This is a genomic window from Calothrix sp. PCC 6303, from assembly GCF_000317435.1.
In the GTDB taxonomy this organism is placed as follows: domain Bacteria; phylum Cyanobacteriota; class Cyanobacteriia; order Cyanobacteriales; family Nostocaceae; genus PCC-6303.
In genome coordinates, this window is record NC_019751.1 from 1,319,077 (window position 1) to 1,340,389 (window position 21,313).

A 21,313-nucleotide genomic window follows, 5' to 3' on the forward strand; every position below is an offset into this window, starting at 1 on the left:
AAATTAACCTGATTAAAATTACTACTACCAATGCTCAAAATAATTGCTGGTAGAATAAGCGTAACTAAGTAAAATATCCTATGCATAAAAACTCCGGAAAAATAAATTTACTAGATAACAATAGATACATTATGATGATGTAGATAAGTTTGCAAAATAGCAGAAAAATAGTGTTATTTTCTTGCCTGAGAAAGATTAATCTGTAGCAGCATCACAAACCATTTTTGTGATTAGAATCTTTCATAAATGTCAAGCATACTTACAACCCTGCTTTCTACTTACATATGCAGTCTAAACCCTTAAGCAACCGGAAAAATCCTCAGATTTGACAAAAATCTTTTGTGGTAGTGGCAGCGTTGGATACAATAGTTAACAAAGCATTCCTGCTCCTTGACCCATGACTAACACCCATGACTAATACCCATGACACAGCGACAGCATCGAGTATAGAACTCGAAGAATATGGGAATTCTGAGATAGATCCCTTAGACGATCTGCCAAATGAAGTGGAGATGTCAGTTTTCGATCATCTAGAGGAACTGCGACGCAGGATATTCTACTCACTGATATTTTTGGTCGTGAGTGCGATCGCTTGTTTCGTTTTCGTCCGACCTTTGGTTCAGTTACTAGAAGTTCCCGCTCAAGGTATCAAATTTTTACAGCTAGCACCTGGGGAATTTTTCTTTGTTTCTTTCAAAGTCGCAGGTTACACAGGTTTATTGCTATCGAGTCCCTTTATCCTGTACCAAATCATCCAATTTGTTCTCCCTGGGTTAACCAGACGGGAACGCCGCTTAATCCTACCTGTGATGCTAGGTTCCAGCTTGCTATTCTTTGGTGGGTTAGTATTTGCCTACTATTTACTCATACCCGCAGCTTTAAACTTCTTCATCAGTTATGGCGCTGATGTAGTGGAACAATCATGGTCAATCGAAAAATACTTTGAGTTTATTCTCTCATTACTTTTTTGTACCGGATTAGCCTTCCAAATTCCCGTGATTCAATTTCTGCTAGCAGCACTAGGAATTGTCAAATCCGAGCAAATGCTCTCCGGTTGGAGGAGTGTAATTATCGGTGCGGTTGTTTTAGGTGCAATTATTACCCCCTCCACCGACCCGTTAACCCAGAGTTTACTAGCTGGTGCAGTGTTGGTGTTGTATTTTGGGGGAATTGGTGCTGTGAAATTAATTGGGAAGTAACAGAATATAGACAGACGTGACATCTCACGTCTCTACATCCTAATCAATTAGCCACTCCCCAGCCCGTTCCCCCAAATCCAGAGGAACACTTACAGCTTTACCCAAGCGTGGTTTTTCCCGCGTTTCCTGAATAAATATTTTTACCTGGGTATCTCCCCCCATCGCGTTTAAGTAATTAGCAATACTATCCAAATGCTCTTGATATTCTGATTCACTGAGTGGAAAAGAAGCTTGTTCTATATATTTCCACATAATTTGTAAGAATATTTTTCCCTGTGTGCGACGTAACTGGACATCATAGGAGCGTCCCCATCTATCAAGCAACAGTTGGCGCAATTCTTGTCCCGTCATTCTTGTCTCGTTCGTAAAATTTTCTCACCTCTAATTTTACATTTCTTGATGATGTTAATTTACGTGACTCAAGTATGATAGGAATATAAAGAAATGTAATGGTACCATAAAAGATGCTAGAAATAACTTTGAAGGGAGAATTCTGGCATAGCGTTGGTTCTTAGCACCTTGAAAAAGAGGAAAAGGGGTAGGGAGCAGGGAGCCAGGGGGAGTAGTACTAAGCGGGGGATTCAATCCCAACTGTGGCTTGCTTCCACGCAAGGGTACGATAACCACTCAGCAAAAGCGGGGAAATCAAACCCATATTCGGCAACGCTTGTCGGCAAGCGTGGAAGTTATTTCCCCCCGTCGGCTGACGCTCTGGGAACGCCTGCTCCTTTTCCCCCTGCCCCCTGCCTCTTGTTGAATTTCGGCAAGAGTTTCAAGAAAAACTAGAACTCAAATCCAACTGTTAACAAAATACAAAAAAGCGCTGAGATCATGGCTGAATTTTCAGAATCGATGGATGTTCCCGATATGGGGCGACGCCAGTTCATGAACCTTCTCACATTTGGGACTGTAACTGGTGTAGCTTTGGGAGCATTGTATCCCGTTGTCAATTATTTTATTCCCCCTGCTAGTGGTACAGGTGGTGGTGGAGCGATCGCAAAAGACGCTTTAGGTAATGACGTGAGTGTGAGCCAATTTCTGGACTCCCACAACGTAGGCGATCGCGTTCTCGTTCAAGGGCTGAAAGGCGACCCCACCTACATCGTCGTCGAAAGCAAAGAAACCATCACCGACTATGGAATTAACGCGATTTGTACCCACTTGGGTTGCGTTGTTCCTTGGAACGCGGCAGAAAACAAATTTAAATGTCCTTGCCACGGTTCACAGTATGATGCTACAGGGAAGGTCGTTCGCGGTCCTGCGCCAAGGTCTTTGGCTTTGAGCCATGCTGCCGTTCAAGACGACAAAATCTCACTCACCTCTTGGACAGAAACCGACTTCCGTACCGAGGAAGAACCCTGGTGGTCATAGTTTGACAGCAAAGAGTGAAAGTTTCAGAGAAAAGAGTTAGTTAGAAGCTAATTTAGACCTTCTTGTACTAGCATTCATCCCTCAGAACTTATACTTAGCGCTCAAAACTATTTCTAAATCAGTTGACTTCAAGTTATCTAGACATTATCAGAAATTCTTTGTCCTTATTGAGATGAGAAAAGCCACCCCCACAGCGCACTTAAGCCGCTGGACTACAGCAATTACCAAATCGTTGCTAATTGCGATCGCATCTGTCACATTCTTCTTTGGCAGTAGCATTGCTTTCCCCCAAGCAGCATCAGCTTACCCATTTTGGGCACAGCAAACCTACCCAGAAACCCCCCGCGAACCGACAGGACGAATCGTTTGTGCAAACTGTCACTTGGCAGCCAAACCTTCGGAAATCGAAGTTCCCCAATCTGTACTACCCGACACAGTATTCAAAGCGGTAGTTAAGATTCCCTACGATACCAATCTCCAACAAGTTGGTGCGGATGGTTCTAAAGTAGGTTTAAATGTCGGTGCAGTCTTGATGTTGCCAGAAGGTTTTAAAATTGCTCCAGAGGATCGCATCTCTGAAGAATTGAAAAAAGAAGTTGGTGACGTTTATTTCCAACCCTACGGTGACGGTAAAGATAATGTTCTCATCGTCGGACCATTACCTGGCGAACAATACCAGGAAATCGTCTTCCCTGTTCTTTCTCCTAACCCCGCAACCGATAAAAGTATTCACTTTGGTAAATATCCTGTTTACTTAGGTGCTAACCGTGGACGCGGACAAGTATACCCCACAGGCGAAAGAAGCAACAATAACCAATACACAGCACCTGCTGCTGGTACTATTACCAAAATCGCTAAGGAAGAAGATGGTGATGGTAATGTGAAATATGCAGTTAACATCCAGAAAGAATCTGGTGAAACCGTCACCGAAAAAGTTCCTGCTGGACCAGAGCTAATTGTATCAGAAGGTCAATCTGTAAAAGCTGGTGATTTCCTCACCAATAATCCTAATGTTGGTGGTTTTGGTCAAAAAGATGCCGAAATCGTCCTTCAAGACGCTAGCCGTGTTGGTTGGTTAGTCGCTTTTGTTTGCTTAACCATGTTGGCGCAAATCATGCTTGTTCTGAAGAAGAAACAAGTAGAGAAAGTCCAAGCAGCCGAAATGAATTTCTAGGATTTTTCTAGATTTAAAATTAAATAATATGCCAAATTTCCAGTCAAATGGAAGTTTGACTATTGACTTTAAGACAGGTTTATTCCTGTCTTTTATTTTGTTTTGACAAGTCTATTGCCATTCCCGCTCTTCAAGTTCCTTAGTCGGCAATAATAAAGTTGCTTCAATTTCATGCCTGATACTAGCTGTCACCTCACAATTGCTATTCAAGCAATCCAGCAGTAGCTGATTAGCATCGTAGTAGCTTTGCAGGGTTTGCTGTTGCTGTTTGCTAAACTGCCAGTGGTGATCAATATGACGATAATTAACGATCGTCGTTTTTAATTGTTCAACCCAGGCTGAAGAATGTATTTGCCACCAGGCTTGAAATTTTTCTTGGTTTTGATTTGGATTCGGTAATTCTTCCCTCAGTTGTTGCAGGGATTTATGGAGTCCAGCATCCAAAACGATACCTAAAATGTTGCCGAGAGCATCTCCACAGGCATGAGCATAGGCAAAATCTTGGCTTCGATCAATTGCACATTCCAGCAATAGATCATCTAATACCACATCCAGAAACATCCCCTGATCGAGGGTACAAGCCAAAGCAAAATGAGAAGCTATGTGGGGAGTTCGGGCAAGGGCAAGGTAAAATGCCCGTCCTGTCGCAACCTTTGGTTGCGACGGGGTATTACTAGATTTTTGGCTTGCCCAAGTCAGAAACTCTTGTAGGTAAGGGTCTTGGGCGAGGAGTGCATCAATGTGTTGCTTCATCAACTGCATCAGCCCGTCTGCACTCCGCAGCATGGCAGATGTCAACAGGAAGATTTCGCGCCAGTGAGGATCAGTGATGTGACTAACTAATCCTCCCAAAGCTTGCTCCAATGCTTGGAGGTTATGACTAGCGACGATTTTTCTTGCTGTGAAGTATTCTTGAAATGCTAGATAGGAGAAAGAGAAAATTCCCCGCGCTCGTTCTGTTAGTAGCCCATGTTGTGCCTCTATCGCCTTTAGCACCGCTTCGCTTTCTAATTGCAGTTCCTCTGGCTCCATTGGTAAATCAGGTAAATTCCGAATATAGTCACCAATGTATTCCTCAATTACACGTTGCTCAAAGAAGTACTGACCCTCTTCAAAGGTTGCTGCTGCAATTTGGCTCAATAATTTGAGCTTTTGTGGTAGTAAAAATCCTCTGTAAACGTCATCTCGTTCAACACCTCTAGCTTCATCCCATTTTCCCAAAAGCAGATCTAACCCTTGCTTATAGAAATCAGTCCGCTTAGTGGGAAATTTTTCTTGACCATGGAACACCCAGCAAGCAAGATGCAAAAATAGGGGTGTGATGACGAGTTGGCGAAATTGCCAGTTTTCAGGTAAGTCCAGCTTTTGAATAAACTTACCAGACTGTACTTGCCCAGCTTGATTACCTGTTTTGCTGAATACTGCAAACCATTTTCGAGCAAAGGTGGTAATTTGCTCTTGGGTAAACGGGGCAACCTCAACATCGGTAAAGCCTCGGATTGTTAGCTTTTGAGCTGCTGTTCGGCAGGTTGCTACAAATATATTTTTGTGGTATTTGTCCGAAAACCTGCGAATTTCCCTTAAAACAGCATTACTTTCTTGGTTAAGAACTTCATCCATCCCATCAAGCAGCACTAAAACTCTGCCTGCCTGAAGCAAGGTTTCAATGGTTGAGGGGTCTAAAATTCTAGACGTGAGAAAGTAAGAGCGAATATAGCTTAATAGGCTGAACTCGCCGCTGATCCTAGACTCTTCAACAAAATTCCTCAAGACGATAAAAACAGGAACCAGATTTGCTGCAAATATGCCTCGGTTACATTGAATAGCGAGATGTTGCAAGAAAGTAGTTTTACCTACTCCTGGTTTACCCAACACCCTCAGCTTGGAGTAGGTTTCAATTGCTTGCATACCTGGTATTTGTTTTTGCTCAATCTCACCTAAGCCAAAGCGGTCAAATTCTTCTCGATTAATGTTTTGCAGGTTAGAGATATCTAACCATTGTTGACTGGGAATTTCTTCTAGAATATTGACATCAATATATATGTCATCGATCGCAACGGGATGACCGATATCTAATAATTGTAATATCCCACATTGGTCTTGAATTTTTTCCCGGCATTGCGATCGCACTTGTTGAACTAAGGCATCAATATCTAGAGTTGGAACCCGGGGAACTTCGATCCGATCTAAAAATTCATCTGGGGGATCGGCAGCAATTTCCCGCCAATTCAGTTCCAATATGGAACAAATTTCCAAAAAAATATGACGTTCAACTGGACGACCACTGAAAAATCGCCAAATTGGTTGTCGAGTTTTCAAGTTGACTTCAAAAGCCAAATTTTCCTGAGTCCACCCCTTCCGGGCAAATGCTCTTTTAGACTCTTGAATTCCGGTAAGTGATGCTTGCAGCGATCGCTTGACCATAAAATATAAAACTCATAATGGAAATTTATAACTTCAATTTTTACCAACACTATAAACTTTATAGATTCTCTAATTATAGGATTACTGGCTAAATTTAAATCAAACAAAAGTTAGAGATACACTTTCTAAGTGGTAGTAGAAATTTCTCAGTATGAATAGCCAATAATTTTGCTTTCGATTGAAGGGTAGCCAAATCACGATCTGCTAGAGATGACATTACGCGATCGCATAATATCACTGCGTAAGTTCTATTTTCTTACTTTTTGTGTCGTAACTGAAGCAAATAAAGCAAATCAACCCAGAAATGAAACGGCACCCTCTCATGATACAGGGGAATCAATCAGTATAGGGCTTATCAACAAAATAACCTTGACATTGATTGAGTTAGAAATGCTCTTCCAGTTAACTTCCGAAGTGTAAAAGTTATTTCTTGACTACTCCTAAGACATCAGTCACCCTACGCCCGGTTAACTTCTCCCTAGGGTTTCCAGATTTTTTAGCATTGTTGCACCTGAAATCACAATTGGGACTGCCATGTATAAATTTAATAGATTTCCTACTAATCTTTCATCCCTCCAAGGGTTGCGAGTACTGGTTGTAGATAATAACGTCGATTTTTGTTACATGATAACGCTGCTACTGGAATTCTATGGTGTGGAGGTGCAAACGGCATTTCTAGCCCAGTCTGCTCTGAAGACATTCAGACAATGGCAACCTGATGTCCTCCTAAGTGACCTTGCCTTACCTGACGAAGATGGCTATAAACTAATTCAAGAAGTAAGAACCAAAGCTGGAGAGCGAGGAGAAGCAGTGCTAGCCATTGCTGTGACTGGCTATGTCGATGAAAAGATGCTTCAACGTGCTTTGAATGCTGGGTTTGATATATGGTTCACCAAACCCCTGGATTTTGACGAGTTCCTTACCATGCTTGACTGTTTAGCAATTTGCCAACAGTCTTCATATGCAATCGCTCAACGGATTTTGGGTAATGTCTCTAAACAGAATGAACCAAGCCTTGAAAAGCAGTTAAATCTAACTTAGCATCAACATTTTTGAAACACTATCCATAATACATTTGTGAATCGATTAATCAATTAAATCTTTATTCCGGAGAATTATGTTAGATATCGATGAAATGAGCACAAAAGAGATGCACGATTTCTTACAGAAAGTAGGACATGGACATTTGGGTTGCACGTTTGAAGGACATCCCTACGTTGTGCCTATGCAGTATTATTTTGGAGAGCCAAATATCTACATCTTCACCACAATTGGCATGAAGACCAAATATATGGACGCTAATCCAGAAGTCTGCTTGCAAGTAGAAGACGTTCATGATCTAAAGCATTGGCGCAGCGTTACCGTGACAGGTAGAGCCGAGCATATCACTCTTCAACAAGACATCGATCGCGTGATGGAATTGGTCAAAAATCAAAATCCAACCCTTTCCCCAGCTATAAATCGAACCTGGATTGATGCCTGGGGTCGCGGGGAAGTCATGGCACTCTACCAGATCCATCCTACTGAGATTAGTGGACGAACCACTGATGGAATCAGTAGTAAGTAGTCACCAAGTTGTGTGCTATTGCTCCGTAAGTATAGAGTGAACTACCACACACTGACCTATGCCTGCGGCAGGCTAACGCCAACAGTACAGTGTGGGCTTCCCAATTCATCGGGAATAGCCTCCAGAACTTCTTAAGGAATGTGGATTAAATAAAGTACACAGAGTCGGGTGTGTAGGGTTCCTTGCGGCATCCAAGAAAAGCGAAGCGTAACGCACCATTTCATATTCAAGCAAAATTGCATGTTATTAAATTCCCGTTCCTAAGTACCTCAACAAAATTAAATATACATTTGTCATTGCGTAGCTTGCTTATTTGCAGGGGTGCGAAGCGTTCGCTTTGGTAGCTAACTTGGCGAAGGTCAATCAGCTAACCTTTACCGAGTATTTTTATCATCTCTTTTTGAGGCTGACGGAACAAATCCAGAAAATCTAATTTCAGGAGAAATCCATGATGTATAAGAAGTTAACTCAGACAATATTGCTGGGATTTGCTCTATGGCTTTGCCTCTTGGTTGGTGTTGGGCAAAATCCGATCATAGCAGCAACTTTTACGAAGACTGGATCGATATCTCAAGAAAGGATGCAAACTATGTCTGAAGAAACCCTCAATCTAGAATCGGAAGTAGATCGCTTTCTCGGATCGATTCCCGCAGGCTATTATACGATTGCCAGTGTCGGAGGGTTGAAAAACCTGTTAGAAAACCCTCAAACTCTATTGGTGGATGTGCGAGAACCCTCTGAGTATGAGTCGGGACATATACCTAACGCGATCAATATTCCGCTGCGAACTTTGACTCATAATCTGGACAAAATCGTGCGCGATGCCCACGGGGTAAACCCCGTAGTTTTGTATTGTTCAACAGGCTATCGATCGGCTATGGGGGTAATGACATTGCACCTATTGGGCTATGAGAATATTCAGGGTTTTCCACCTAGCTTTGCAGCCTGGCAAGCCGCAGGAGAAGCGATAACCTCCAGGTAATACACCAAAGCGATTCGGGATAAAACCCCTAATTACTCTGAAATTTCCAGAAATTTTAACAATATTGGGGGTCTAATTCCCCTGCAACTATTACTTGCTGTTTAACTTTATCAGGACTTTTGTGATGAACTCTATCTACTTCAACGCATCTAAAATTCGCCCGATGCGCTGGCTGCTGGCTGCTTGGCTCTGCGTCTTAGTGCTTGTTTGCAGTCCCTTACCCGCCGTTGCTGCTGTGACACAAATCGAAGAATATCCAGGGCAAATGCTCTATCAATCCCGGCAAACCCTGCAAGATCAGACCGGAAATTCCTGGCAGGCAATTGCCTTCAAGCGCATTCATCCTGAAGGTAGTGCTATTGTCTCTCTGCGGCTAGTGGGCTTTGCTGATGAGGTGAAATTCGATCACACTCAACCACTGGCGCTAACAACATCTATGGGGCAAACCCTAACCGCCAAGGATATTTCTAGCGAAATTTCTCAGAATACACCAACCCCACCGAATGTCGCAGAATATGACATTAAGTCTGTCCTACCGCAGTTGCAGGCTGAAATTCCCCTTCACCTAACTTTACCGATGGTAACTGGTTCCGCGATCGAGTTACAAATCCCATCCACTGCGATTGAAGAGTGGCAAGCAGTTTCTGTTCGTTGATAACCCCAAAAGCCCAAACTGATGAATCCCTTCGTATAGCGCAAGGGGCATACAAGAAAGCTACTTCAGACTTGAAGGTTTGCTCTACGGTTCTCAAAATAGACGAGGTTTAACTCACTATACCTTTGGAATGATTTAGCCGAAATTATACAAATTAGACGTTTTCAAACGCTTGCTGAAACATGATTTCTAACAGTGGGATGTAATGCTAGCTCTTGTTACAAAATTACACACTCACTAGGTAAAACTAAATGGCTGATATCATCGATACTGCTGTTGCTGCTGGTTCTTTCAATACATTGGTTGCTGCTGTGAAGGCTGCTGGTTTAGTAGATACTCTTAAAGGAAAAGGTCCATTTACCCTTTTCGCACCTAATGATGAGGCATTTGCTAAACTTCCCAAAGGGACTGTAGATGCGTTACTCAAGGATATTCCAAAACTCAAAAAAATCCTCACTTACCACGTTGTTTCCGGCAAAGTTATGGCTGCTGATGTAGTGAAACTGAAGTCAGCTAAAACTGTTGAAGGTGAAGATGTGAAAATTGACGCTTCTCAAGGCGTAAAGGTCAATAATGCCACAGTCACAACACCGGATGTTGCTGCTGATAATGGTGTAATCCACATCATCGACACAGTATTAATGCCTGCGTTAACACCTGCGTAAGTTTTCCGGATAATACGGCATTGCTAAATTCTTGTATAAATCCAAATGTAGAGATGTTGCCACGTCTTTACAAGGGTTTTGAAGAATAAGACCCTAAATTGTACATTCGATTGGTAGCGCTGGAAATATTATTCATGGGGCAGCAACTGAAGCTAGTTGCTGCCCCATAGCTTTCAATATGTATTTTGTAGCAGAAAATTCAATATCATTATTTATTTTATTTGGCAAGAAAAATGGCAGCTTTGTAATAAAAGCGTTATATTTAGTCTATATCGAATCACAAAACCGAAAGTAAAACTGTAGAAGTGCTTTAGTGATTGAATAACTCGGTAGGCTGAATGACTACGCCATCGAACCTAAACAATCCGTGATAAATGAGCATCGGTTTAACTTCACTCAGTATTTAGAAAAATTCAATAGACTTTTAGCTCTCACCTATGAGGAAACCTGGGTGTGATTAGTACGTTGACTAGCTTGTAGAAAATCTAATTTTACCACACAGTATATCCTCCTCACTCTTGCAAAACGTAAGAATCAAACTAATGAAAACTAATGTTGCTTTAACTAATCCGTCTCTGTTCAGTTCCGTCGTCTTCAAAGATGATTTCAATCATTTTGAAAAAATCAAGGCAACTCAAGCCTGGTCCCTACTTTTGACTGCGGGGAGAGCAGATAAGGCACTTGGATTAAGCTCGAAGGTAGGGCGTTTTTTAAACCTTGGCTTAATAGCTATTGCAGGTTTTGCCTGGATTTTCTTATTCCGACCTTTCTAAACAAGTATCGCTGAAACAAGTAGGGCAACTACCAAAGTTAGCTTCTAGATAAGTTTCATCACACATAAATATAGCGATTCTCGTTTGTCTCCAATACAGTGACTTAACCCCCTCTTCCCTTGTAGGGAAAGGGGAGCAAGATAAACGTATTTCACTCATATGAAAACCGCTATAAGTAGGTGGGTGTTGAAAATTGTAATTAAGACAAGGCAGTGGGCAGTAGGCAGTAGGCAGTAGGGGTAAGGGTTTGAGATGAGTTTACGTTCTGTTACATAGTTCGGTTTATTTCTGCCTACTTACTTAAAAGATCACATTCAATAAAACTCGATTGGAGAACCATTATGTCAAAAGAGAAAAAAGGCAACAGAGAAGCCAAAAAATCCAAAAAGAAATCTGATGGGACTAAAAAGCAAAAGAAAGATCCCAACAGACATGACACTCCTGTAACACGGGTATTAAAGAATTCAAATGATCAACGAAAAACCTAGCCAGAAAATATAGCTACTGTAATGTCAAACTGACAATTTTGACAGTAATAAAATCAGAGGACGCAGTTATGGAACACACTATCGAACTGACTTTAGAACAAGAATTTAGCATTAGAAGCTTTGCCGAGCAAGTGGGGCAAATGTCTCATGAACAGACTCAAGAGTTTTTGATATTGCAGCATAAGCATATGATGCTGCGAGAAATTATGTATCAGGAAATTCTCAAAAGACAGTGGAAATTAGATATGGATCTCTCCTCTCCGTAAAGCCACTAAAGCAGTGATTCATTTACCCAATTAAGGCATTTGTTACAGTCATAAAATTTGGAAGATTAACCATGTCAGCTAACACAAATATAGATTTCTCAATTAACAATAGACGCAACTCTTGGATTTGGGGATTCACACCTCAAGCAGAGCTTTGGAACGGTCGTTTAGCGATGACTGGTTTCCTATCTGCTGTCCTAATTGAACTATTTTCTGGTCAAGGCTTACTTCACTTTTGGGATATCTTGTAGATGCCAGTTGTGGTTGAAAAGTCACAATTTAATCTGAACATGATTTTCAGCTTTAGGGAAAAAGCTGAACTTTTGAATCTGAGTAATTGAAATCTTTTAGGAATTTGCGAATGAGTATTATTAAAAAGATGATTGCGAATGCAGATGCTGAGGTTCGGTATCTTCAACCTGGAGAAATAGATCAAATTAGGGTCTTTATGAAGAGCAGTGAACGGCGTTTGCACCTGGTGCAAGTGTTAAACTTGAGCCGCGATCGCATAATTAAACAAGCTGGGAAAGATCTATTCCAAAAGCGTCCAAGTCTGGTTTCTCCAGGTGGTAATGCCTACGGGAAAGAGATGACTGGTACTTGTCTGCGGGATATGGATTACTATCTGCGCTTGATAACCTACAGTGTTGCGGCTGGAGACACTACGCCAATTGAAGAGATTGGGATTATTGGTGTTCGCCAAATGTACAGATCTCTTGGTACTCCAATTGAGGCTGTTGCTGAAAGCGTAGCTGCTATGAAGAATATTACTACCTCTATGTTGTCTGGAGAGGATGTAAGCGAAGTTGGTATTTACTTCGATTACCTAATTAATGCTCTCCGGTAGTTGACACAACATATCCAAAACATCGCCATTACTTTGTCACACCTATTCGTTAGGCTAATATTTAGCAAATATTAAAGTTTGCTCCTTACATCACACCTCCTGCCCTCTTGTTGCTTAAATGACATGAGGGCATTTTTGTCATGTTTTTTGGCACATATACATATAAGGTTCAGTCATAACACTCAATTCATGATTAGAACACAACTTGAGGATTCTGTATAAATGATAGATGTTTAGCAAGTCAGGAGTAAGTATAAAAACATGCGCTTAGTTATTCAATGTTCTGTCTTTGCCTTCTAAATTTTTTTATCTACTTAGACACACTAGGAATTTAATTAATTAAAAAACTTCTAGTATTGACATCCTCACCGGGCTGTTGCTTGCCGCCGAAGGCTAGCCACGGTGATTCCAAAGATCACTCTTTGGGTTTTCTCTTTCCGCGACTCGACTTACTTGGAGGGGTTTCCCCATCCAAGCAGAGGTCGGTTTCAGCATCTTAATTTCTGACATAATTGACCATGAAGATTTTTCCTAAATTTCGCCCATTGATTTTAGTTGGGCTATTTATCAGTTTTCTCCTTGGTAGCATCTTCCTATCGGGAAATCTGATTCAGGCTGCAACTCCCACAAAAGTGGCTTCGGTAACTTCTCTCACTCAGGGTGTGAAAAAAACTGTTTTAGATAACGGTTTGGTTGTTCTTACCAAGGAAGTTCACACAGCACCCGTAGTTAGTGTTCAAGTTTGGTATAAGGTTGGTTCCCGAAATGAAGGGGCTAAGGAAAACGGCATTTCCCACCAACTGGAACATTTACTGTTTAAAGGGACAAAAACCCGTCCGGTACAGTTTGGGCGGTTATTTAGTGCTTTGGGTAGCCAGTTCAATGCTTTTACTAGCTACGATATGACTGCTTACTATGGAACAGTGCAGCGAGACAAATTAGACGCACTAATCATCCTGGAAGCAGACAGAATGGAGAATGCATTAATTGGTGCAGAGGAACTCAAAAGTGAGAAACGGGTTGTTATTTCTGAGTTACAGGGTTATGCAAATTCCCCAAGTGTTCGTTTGAGTGAGGCTGTAATGCGGGCTGCTTTTCCTAATCATCAGTATGGTTTACCTGTAGGGGGAACTAAATCTGATGTGGAGAATTTTACCCTAGAACAGGTGCGGAATTATTACCAAACCTATTACAGTCCTGATAATGCCGCATTAGTAATTACTGGGGATTTTGATACTGCTACCACATTAAAAACAATTAAGGCGACATTTGGGAAGGTTCCCAAACGTCCCAAGGTGGTTGCACAGCCAAAAGTAGAGAAAGTTACAACTACACCTCAAAAAGCACCAATTGTGTTGAAGGAGCGGGGAAGTACACCACTATTACAAATTGTTTATCCCCTGACTGATATTAAACATCCTGATGTCCCAGCAATTGATGTGATGGATGCCATCCTCACAGGAGGACGTAGTTCTCGACTTTATCAGGCTTTGGTGGAAACGGGTTTGGCGAGTTCTGTGGGTGCTACTGCATCGGAACTAATTGAACCTGGTTGGTATCAGTTTAACGTTAGCGGTGCCCCTGGAAAAGATTTGAAACAGGTGGCTGAGGTGTTGCAACAAAGTGTTGTTCAGATGCAGCAGAAACCCGTGACGGCAGCAGAATTAAACCGGGCTAAAACCCTGCTGAAAGCTTCCTTTATTTTGGGCAACCAAGATATTACTTCCCAAGCGACTCAATTGGGTTATAACCAGACTACTACTGGTGATTACCAATTTGTGGATCGTTATTTGGCAGGAATTGCCAAGGTTACACCCCAAGATATTCAACGGGTAACAAAAACCTACCTGAACCCAGCCAAACAAACCATTGGTTTCTTTGAACCGACTCAACCTGATGGACAACCAGGAGGTTCTGCTGGTGGTGGTGGAAAGACTGTGGAGAATTTTAACCCTGGAAAACCTGTAGATCCGGCAGAATTAGCTAAATATTTACCGAAATCAGTCGCGTCAAATGTTTCTAATACCCAATCGTTACCGGAACAGGTGATATTGAAGAATGGATTAAAGGTTTTCTTGTTACGCGATCGCAGTACGCCTACAATCAATATTAGTGGTCAAATTGTTGCGGGAACTGGATTTGATATCTCTGCTAAGGCTGGGACAGCAAATTTAGTAGCTGTGAACTTGATGAATGGTACCACAACTAAAAATGCTTTAACTTTGGCGCAAAGTCTGGAAGATAAGGGTGCTAGTGTTGCTTTCAGCGCTAGTCGTGAAGGTGTCTCGGTGGGTGCTGTAGGTTTATCTACAGATCTGCCCCTATTAGTCAAAACTATGGCGGATGTGATGCAAAATGCCACTTTCCCCCCTGAACAACTGGAATTAACCCGTCAGCGCGCTGTAACTGCTTTGAAGGCACAACTGGATGATCCTAAATCCTACGGTAGAAGGGTGTTCCAACAGGCAATTTACCCCAAAAACCATCCCTTCCACACCTTCCCGACGGAAGCCAGCTTGAAGGCAATTAGCCGTGAGGATTTGCTGAGTTTTTACAAGCAATATTACCGTCCTGACACCACGAATTTAGCTATTGTGGGGGACTTTGACCCGAACCAAGTTAAAACTTTACTCAATCAAGCTTTTGGTAAATGGCAAACCCCAGGGAAGGCTACGGTTCTTCAAGTACCAAAAGTATCATTACCAACAAAGATAGCTACTTTTAACCCAGTAATTCCCGGTAAATCTGAAGCGATTACCTACATCGGATATAACGGGATTTCACGGAAAGACCCCCGTTACTACGCTGTGTTGATCATGAATCAAATTTTGGGTGGTGATACCTTATCCAGTCGTTTGGGTACGGAAATTAGAGATCGTCAAGGCTTAACTTATGGTATTTATAGTGCCTTTTCCGCAGGTGCTAATCCTGGACCATTTTTGATTCAAATGCAGACAGCACCGGGTGACGCGCCGAAAGCGATCGCTAGTACGCTAGGATTACTAAAACAACTTAGGGAACAGGGTATTACTGAGGCAGAATTCAACAATGCCAAACGTTCTATTACCAGCAGCTATCCGGTTGATTTAGCTAGTCCTGATGAGGTTGCTAGTATCATTTCCAGTAATTCTAGTAATGGATTAGCAACTGCTGAAATCCGTGATTTCCCTTCTCGCATTAACAATGTGACGATGGTGCAGGTAAAGCAGGTAATTCAAGAACTAATTCAACCTGATAAATTAGTGATTGTCACCGCAGGACCTGGGGAAAGTGTACCCAAGAGTAATTAACACAAGTCGCAATCTAATGTAATATTACTTAATTTTACGTGATTTAGAAACGCGATACATCCCATCTCACCCAGATTTGGTTCAAAAATAAAAGAGAGACGCGATATATCGCGTCTCTACAGGGTTTCAGCTAAATTTAACTAAGCTTGCCTAAACTACTAAAAAGTTTAAAACTCCCACCAATATTACCAACGCAAACCAAGCACCAGAACCAACCCAAAGGAATTTTTTGGATTCAACCCAACTTTGAGGGGTTGCGTAAACTACGGGAACACCCACAACCATGACGAATGAAAGCAGCACTAAGGCAACTAAAGCCAGTTGAAAAATTACGGTCATTAATCTCTTCTCCCAAGACAGACGATTATTAAAAGATAAAATATTTTACTGTGCAATGTTTACTCAACTTCGCATAATTTTAAGGTATCAGATTTTCGCCTAGAGTCCAAAGTTAAAATCGAAGAGTCTATTGTTGTGGAATTAGGAGAATTGGGAGTTGGCAAAATCAGCGGAACTGGCAACTGTAAAGGAATTCATGTCTTTTCCTGTTCGTAGTATTCATCCCCATAACACTGTTGCAGAGGCTCAAAAAGTTTTGTTACGTTATGGACATTCTGGACTAACGGTTGTTGGTGATGCTGGAGAAGTATTGGGTATTATCTCACGTCGTGATTTGGATATTGCTGCCTACCATGGTTTTCAGGATGCTGCTGTTGAAAGTCATATGTCAACATCTGTAAAATTTGTTACCCCTGATACTACATTGGCAGAGGTGCAAATTTTGATGATTCGCTATGATATTGGGCGTTTACCCGTTGTTGAGACACAAAAACTAGTAGGTATTATCACACGTAGTGACATTTTACGATACCTATCCATACAAACAAATAATCAAGAATTGCAAACACCGACTTTAGCAGAATTACAAAGTCGATTAACACCAGAATTAGGGAAATTACTAATTCAAGCTGCACAGGAAGCAGAAAAACGTGGCTGGCATCTTTATTTGGTTGGTGGTGCTGTTCGGGATATGCTGTTAGCTGGGGAAGAGTCGGGTTATTTAGAAATTAAAGATATTGATTTGGTGGTGGATGGTTTCCACGCAGCAGCGGATGTGGGTGCAGGTGTGGAATTAGCCAAAGCAATTCAAGAAATTTATCCAGATGTACATTTAGATATTCATGGTGCATTCCAGACGGCAGCTTTATCTTGGCAGCAAAATTCAGAATTGGGAAAATTATTAGTAGATATTGCCACTGCAAGGACAGAATTTTATCCTTATCCAGCAGCAAACCCGGAAGTTGAAGCAAGTTCTATTCGTCAAGACTTGTATAGAAGGGATTTTAGCGTGAATGCGATCGCATTTCGCCTCACACCCCCAGATTCTGGTAAGTTACTGGATTTTTTTGCTGGTTTACAAGATTTGCAAATGCGGCAAATGCGGGTTTTACATCCCAATAGCTTTATTGAAGATCCTACCAGAATTTATCGGGGGGTCAGGTTTGCGATTCGCTTGGGGTTTAAATTGGAAGCACAAACCGAAAACTATATTCGCTATGCAATTAGTAGTGGTGTTTATGAACGTACAGCGAGGGAAAATAGCAAAACTCCAGCTTTGCAAACTCGGTTAAAAACAGAATTAAAGCTAATTTTATCAGCAAGTTATTGGGAAGCAGCTTTAGTTTTATTGAATGATTTGGGTGCTTTAAGATGTATTCATCCCCAATTCCAACTTCATCGAGATTTTTTAAGGAAATTGCGTTTTTTACAACGGTGTTTACAACGGTTTGATCAAAAAGGTAAACTAGTCCACTGGCAAATTAAACTGGAAGCTATTATTCTTCAACTAGCACCAGAATATCGCCTGGAAGTTGCGACAAATTTTCAGATGTCAGATGATAATATTAGGTGCTTATCCAATTTAGAAGATGTAGAAGCTAGGATTATCGCATTTTTTTCGATTGCCCAAACCGATAGTCAAGTGGTGAAGTTACTGCGGCAATATGACTTAGGAACTTTAATTTTAATTGGGACTGGAACAACTCGTTTAATTCGCGGTCAAATTTGGCGATACCTGACTATTTTGCAGCATATTCAAGCCCCATTAAACGGTAACGATTTAAAGAAAATGGGTTATAAACCAAGTCCACAATTTAAAGAGATGATTGATAATTTACTAACTGCAACGTTAGATGGAGTAGTTGTTGATTTTGAATCTGCACAAAATTATGTTATTCAGCATTACTCAAATGAAATGTTTGAATAACTAGTACATCAAGGCAGTAATGAGTAATGAGTAATAAATGTAAAAGAAGTTAGTCCTTAGATATTCTTCCCGTGAAGTATGTAAGGGATTTTCCTACTACTCACTACTCACTTACAATTTAGGGGAATTAGACCTCCAAAAGTTGTCTAAACAGCCGATTCCCTGACTAAATCATCCAATTCCTGCTGCATCTGACTCACAACTATGTTGTAACAGGAATTGACGTAAGCGCGATCGCTTGCCGCTGCTTCTCCATATTTTTCAAATCTGATTGGTGGACAAACTCTAGTACGAATTTTGACCGGGAAGGGAATATTCGGCAATGGACCAATTCCCAATCCCCAAGGTAAACCTATATAAATTGGGAATACTTCGGGATCTATTCCCAATAGCCAAGGCATTCCCCACTGGTGAAATTGCTGAAGAATTTTGTATAAATCAGTCAAAACAATTAAAGTATCATGTGCCCCTGTGGAGATGGCAGGGATAATTGGTAAATTTTCCTGTAGGGCTAGTTTAATAAATCCTTTACGCTGTGCAAAGTAAATTTGATGTCTCAGGGAATGGGGACGAAAAACATCTTGTGCACCTCCGGGATAAACCAACAAGCTAGCACCACCACTTAACGCAGCTTTTGCCATCTTGGGATGTGCAGGAATTGCACCCGCTTTCATCGCTAACTGGGCTAAATCGGGACTAGCTTGCCATACCTTGGGGTGCATGAGTCCGTGAATCGGTCTATCGATGCCGAAACGTTTAAACCAGTCATACATCATCATAGGCAGGTCGGGAGACCCAAGTCCACCGTTATGGGAACCAACAATTAGAACTTGTTCATTTTCATTAGTGGGGATGTGATGCCAACCACTGGTTTCTACGCGAAAATAGTTCTGGTATAACCATTCTAACAGTGGCATCAACGTTTGAATGAAGTTGCGATCGCGTTCTTCTAAAGACCATCCGAGTCGGGACTTGTTGTGTTGCTGCGATTCCATGATTAAAGCATTTTCCCAAGGAGATAAAGAGCATACTTTATATCTATGGTGCCTTATGTGTATTGTCAATCAGATCAAAAATATTAAATTTTTCAGTCTGACTTCTACTATGTTATCTGTCACCTTGATGATTTCAATGAATATATAGTAATATAAGGCTATTTCTTCAAACGGGGAATTGCCAACTGTGCAAGATGATTTACAGGGTTTAGAAATCAGTCAAATTGAGTTGCGACAATTGACTAATTTACCAGTGAATGATGATTTAATTTTGATTGCTAATAAACTTAAAAAAATATTAAATAAATTCATTGAGAAAATCCAGGGTTCAGAAGCTGCAAGTGTATTATTTGTTGGGATAGCAACGGTTGTCTTCAGTTATGTATTTTTCGATGTTGTTCTCAAGTTATTTATTCCGGGTTTGACTATTCCTTCGTGGATATTATTTCTATTGTTATTAATAGGTGGTAGTTTCATCGCCCAAGGCTCATTATATCTACTTTGGAAACAGCGTCGCCAAACTGTCAGTAAACAAATGAATCCTTCTTTAAAAGTTTTATTGGCTGACGTGGAACGCTACAATAATGTGATAAAAGCCATATTTATTAATGATCAAATTGAAGCAGCAGGAAATCCCGAAGTCAAAATCAAAGAAAGAAAAAAAGTTTTAGAAGCACTACGACTTACCCGTTCAGATTTAATTCGTGCTTTGAAAACCGAGCGGGTGTTACGGGAAAATAAGAACTTTATCTTGGGAAATACTGAACTTTTCGATCGTAATTTACCCGCATTAAGCGCGATGCAAGTGGATGAACGAGCAACACAACATGGAAAACTTCTCAATGAAGCGTTGCAGATTGCCATGGATGTACAGTTAGAAATGCAAAGATTACAGAGTCAAGAGTAACACCAGTGCCTTGTGTGAATCTAAATATTCTAAAATAAAGAAGTGTTAAAAAATAAGTAATGATTAATGAGTAATAAGTCTGTTTTGTGACGCGGATTTACATAAGGCAAGTTTATCGGGGAAGTTTATCCCACAAACCTGCCACCCTGATCCAAAATTGACTGCCGTCGTTGATTACTGGGGACTTAAAGCTTGAGAATTACTTAGAAAAGGTACTTAAAGCAGATTCAGAACGACATGGAGATACTGAGACTATTTTGAGAGTATTTAAAGTAAAAATAGTATCAATATTTTGCTCTCTGTAGTCTGGTAATACTGGCTAAAATTGGGAATTTTGAAACTGAGGATGATAGTTTGGGCATGGATTGGAAGCAAATCACGGATAGTTGGGTACTAATTCCCCCTAAACCGATTGGAATTGTGCATTTTTTGGGAGGTGCATTTGTGGCAACAGCACCCCACCTAACCTATCGCTGGTTACTAGAACAGTTAGCAAATCAGGGTTATATTATTGTTGCGACACCATTTGTCAATACATTTGACCATCGTGCGATCGCGCAACAAGTTCTCCTGCAATTTGAGCGTGTATTAATTCGCTTAGAGGATCGAGGCATACTGGGTAATGGTTATTATCCCATCTACGGAGTCGGTCACAGCATGGGTTGTAAACTTCATTTACTTATTGGTAGTCTTTTCCCCATTAAGCGTGCGGGAAACATCCTAATTTCATTCAATAATTTTGCTGCACGGGATGCTGTTCCTTTCCTGGAACAATTTAATACAAGTTTTGCCAAATCACCCTTTGCTGTGGAATTTTCCCCATCACCTGCTCAAACAAACGATTTAATTCGTGAAGATTACGGGGTTCGTCGCAATCTTCTGATTAAATTTAGTAATGACACCATTGATCAATCCACAAATTTACACGAAATTTTAGAAACCCGCTTTCCCGGAATGGTAGCAACCCAAATTCTTACCGGAACCCATGTTACCCCCTTGGGACAAGATTTCAAACTTCAATCTAATTCATCCTTTTCACCATTAGATGCATTAGGACAGTGGTTTGGACAAAATAAGGGAGATTTCACACCATTTGATGCATTGGGACAATGGTTTCAACAAGAAGCATATCGTGACCTTAACCAACTTAAAGCTGTAATATTGCGATGGTTGAATCCGCTTTTGAATTAGATATTTGTAATAGATAGCAACAAATTACAATCAGCAAGCAGTTATCGGAGATTTAACCCCACTCAAACCTGCCACTTTTAGGTGAAGTTCACCCCCATGTGGCAGACTTCACAATTAGGGGACTCCAACCCAAAGATAAATACATAACTGATAACTGTTAACTAGTGTGAACTAACCCGCCGTAAGACGGACGGGACTTCCCAATTCATCGGGAATAGCCTCCAGAATTTCGTAGTTCTATTGGTCTAACATT

20 protein-coding genes and 1 pseudogene are annotated in these 21,313 nt (G+C 41.1%); 17 read left to right on the forward strand and 4 right to left on the reverse strand.

Annotated elements, in window-relative coordinates; translation table 11 throughout:
* The first annotated feature begins 410 nt into the window (after positions 1 to 410).
* Positions 411 to 1,199, forward strand: coding sequence for a twin-arginine translocase subunit TatC (gene tatC, locus CAL6303_RS05395; protein ID WP_015196833.1), 789 nt, complete (start codon positions 411 to 413; stop codon positions 1,197 to 1,199).
* A 39-nt stretch (positions 1,200 to 1,238) separates the two neighbouring features.
* Here tatC and CAL6303_RS05400 read toward each other — a convergent pair whose 3' ends face one another.
* Positions 1,239 to 1,550, reverse strand: coding sequence for a DUF3067 family protein (locus CAL6303_RS05400; RefSeq protein WP_015196834.1), 312 nt, complete (start codon positions 1,548 to 1,550; stop codon positions 1,239 to 1,241).
* A 480-nt stretch (positions 1,551 to 2,030) separates the two neighbouring features.
* Between CAL6303_RS05400 and petC the strand changes: the two genes are divergently transcribed.
* On the forward strand, positions 2,031 to 2,570 hold the full coding sequence (gene petC, locus CAL6303_RS05410) for a cytochrome b6-f complex iron-sulfur subunit (RefSeq protein ID WP_015196835.1): 540 nt from the start codon (positions 2,031 to 2,033) through the stop codon (positions 2,568 to 2,570).
* Between the two features lie 172 nt (positions 2,571 to 2,742).
* Positions 2,743 to 3,744: a cytochrome f gene (petA, locus tag CAL6303_RS05415; protein ID WP_015196836.1), complete on the forward strand. Its 1,002-nt coding sequence runs from the start codon at positions 2,743 to 2,745 to the stop codon at positions 3,742 to 3,744.
* A 111-nt stretch (positions 3,745 to 3,855) separates the two neighbouring features.
* Here the strand turns inward: petA and CAL6303_RS05420 are convergent, their stop codons facing one another.
* On the reverse strand, positions 3,856 to 6,168 hold the full coding sequence (locus CAL6303_RS05420) for an NACHT domain-containing protein (RefSeq protein ID WP_015196837.1): 2,313 nt from the start codon (positions 6,166 to 6,168) through the stop codon (positions 3,856 to 3,858).
* Between the two features lie 534 nt (positions 6,169 to 6,702).
* On the opposite strand from CAL6303_RS05420, the gene CAL6303_RS05430 reads away from it, so the two are divergent.
* From CAL6303_RS05430 to CAL6303_RS05475, 11 genes are all read left to right on the forward strand, one after another.
* Entirely contained in the window at positions 6,703 to 7,209 is a 507-nt protein-coding gene (locus tag CAL6303_RS05430) for a response regulator (RefSeq protein WP_015196839.1), read from the forward strand.
* Positions 7,210 to 7,285: 76 nt separating this feature from the next.
* On the forward strand, positions 7,286 to 7,735 hold the full coding sequence (locus CAL6303_RS05435) for a pyridoxamine 5'-phosphate oxidase family protein (protein ID WP_015196840.1): 450 nt from the start codon (positions 7,286 to 7,288) through the stop codon (positions 7,733 to 7,735).
* 589 nt (positions 7,736 to 8,324) lie between these two features.
* Positions 8,325 to 8,717, forward strand: a complete 393-nt coding sequence (locus CAL6303_RS05440; RefSeq protein WP_238993774.1) for a rhodanese-like domain-containing protein — start codon at positions 8,325 to 8,327, stop codon at positions 8,715 to 8,717.
* A 124-nt stretch (positions 8,718 to 8,841) separates the two neighbouring features.
* Positions 8,842 to 9,372, forward strand: coding sequence for a DUF3122 domain-containing protein (locus CAL6303_RS05445; RefSeq protein WP_015196842.1), 531 nt, complete (start codon positions 8,842 to 8,844; stop codon positions 9,370 to 9,372).
* Between the two features lie 251 nt (positions 9,373 to 9,623).
* Entirely contained in the window at positions 9,624 to 10,037 is a 414-nt protein-coding gene (locus tag CAL6303_RS05450; RefSeq protein ID WP_015196843.1) for a fasciclin domain-containing protein, read from the forward strand.
* Between the two features lie 542 nt (positions 10,038 to 10,579).
* Positions 10,580 to 10,810: a hypothetical protein gene (locus tag CAL6303_RS05455; RefSeq protein ID WP_015196844.1), complete on the forward strand. Its 231-nt coding sequence runs from the start codon at positions 10,580 to 10,582 to the stop codon at positions 10,808 to 10,810.
* 341 nt (positions 10,811 to 11,151) lie between these two features.
* A complete protein-coding gene (locus CAL6303_RS30675) occupies positions 11,152 to 11,298 on the forward strand; it encodes a hypothetical protein (protein WP_015196845.1) in 147 nt (48 codons plus the stop codon).
* A 68-nt stretch (positions 11,299 to 11,366) separates the two neighbouring features.
* A complete protein-coding gene (locus tag CAL6303_RS05460) occupies positions 11,367 to 11,564 on the forward strand; it encodes an NblA/ycf18 family protein (RefSeq protein WP_015196846.1) in 198 nt (65 codons plus the stop codon).
* A gap of 71 nt (positions 11,565 to 11,635) precedes the next feature.
* The gene (locus tag CAL6303_RS05465) at positions 11,636 to 11,815 is read left to right on the forward strand and encodes a chlorophyll a/b-binding protein (protein WP_015196847.1); all 180 of its coding nucleotides are present in this window, start codon (positions 11,636 to 11,638) and stop codon (positions 11,813 to 11,815) included.
* Between the two features lie 110 nt (positions 11,816 to 11,925).
* Complete coding sequence (locus tag CAL6303_RS05470) at positions 11,926 to 12,411, forward strand: phycocyanin (protein WP_015196848.1); 486 nt, start codon at positions 11,926 to 11,928, stop codon at positions 12,409 to 12,411.
* Positions 12,412 to 12,929: 518 nt separating this feature from the next.
* Positions 12,930 to 15,701: a M16 family metallopeptidase gene (locus CAL6303_RS05475; protein WP_015196849.1), complete on the forward strand. Its 2,772-nt coding sequence runs from the start codon at positions 12,930 to 12,932 to the stop codon at positions 15,699 to 15,701.
* Positions 15,702 to 15,851: 150 nt separating this feature from the next.
* On the opposite strand, the gene psbZ is transcribed toward CAL6303_RS05475, so the two are convergent.
* Positions 15,852 to 16,040: a photosystem II reaction center protein PsbZ gene (gene psbZ, locus CAL6303_RS05480; protein ID WP_015196850.1), complete on the reverse strand. Its 189-nt coding sequence runs from the start codon at positions 16,038 to 16,040 to the stop codon at positions 15,852 to 15,854.
* A gap of 181 nt (positions 16,041 to 16,221) precedes the next feature.
* Between psbZ and CAL6303_RS05485 the strand changes: the two are divergent.
* Positions 16,222 to 17,967: pseudogene (locus tag CAL6303_RS05485) on the forward strand (CBS domain-containing protein); the annotation flags it as partial.
* A gap of 146 nt (positions 17,968 to 18,113) precedes the next feature.
* Here the strand turns inward: CAL6303_RS05485 and CAL6303_RS05490 are convergent.
* Positions 18,114 to 18,962 (reverse strand): lysophospholipid acyltransferase family protein, encoded by an 849-nt coding sequence (locus tag CAL6303_RS05490; protein ID WP_015196852.1) that lies wholly within the window; start codon positions 18,960 to 18,962, stop codon positions 18,114 to 18,116.
* A 187-nt stretch (positions 18,963 to 19,149) separates the two neighbouring features.
* Between CAL6303_RS05490 and CAL6303_RS05495 the strand changes: the two genes are divergently transcribed.
* A complete protein-coding gene (locus CAL6303_RS05495; protein WP_015196853.1) occupies positions 19,150 to 19,869 on the forward strand; it encodes a hypothetical protein in 720 nt (239 codons plus the stop codon).
* A gap of 360 nt (positions 19,870 to 20,229) precedes the next feature.
* The gene (locus CAL6303_RS05500) at positions 20,230 to 21,060 is read left to right on the forward strand and encodes a DUF1350 family protein (protein WP_015196854.1); all 831 of its coding nucleotides are present in this window, start codon (positions 20,230 to 20,232) and stop codon (positions 21,058 to 21,060) included.
* Positions 21,061 to 21,313 lie beyond the last annotated feature (253 nt).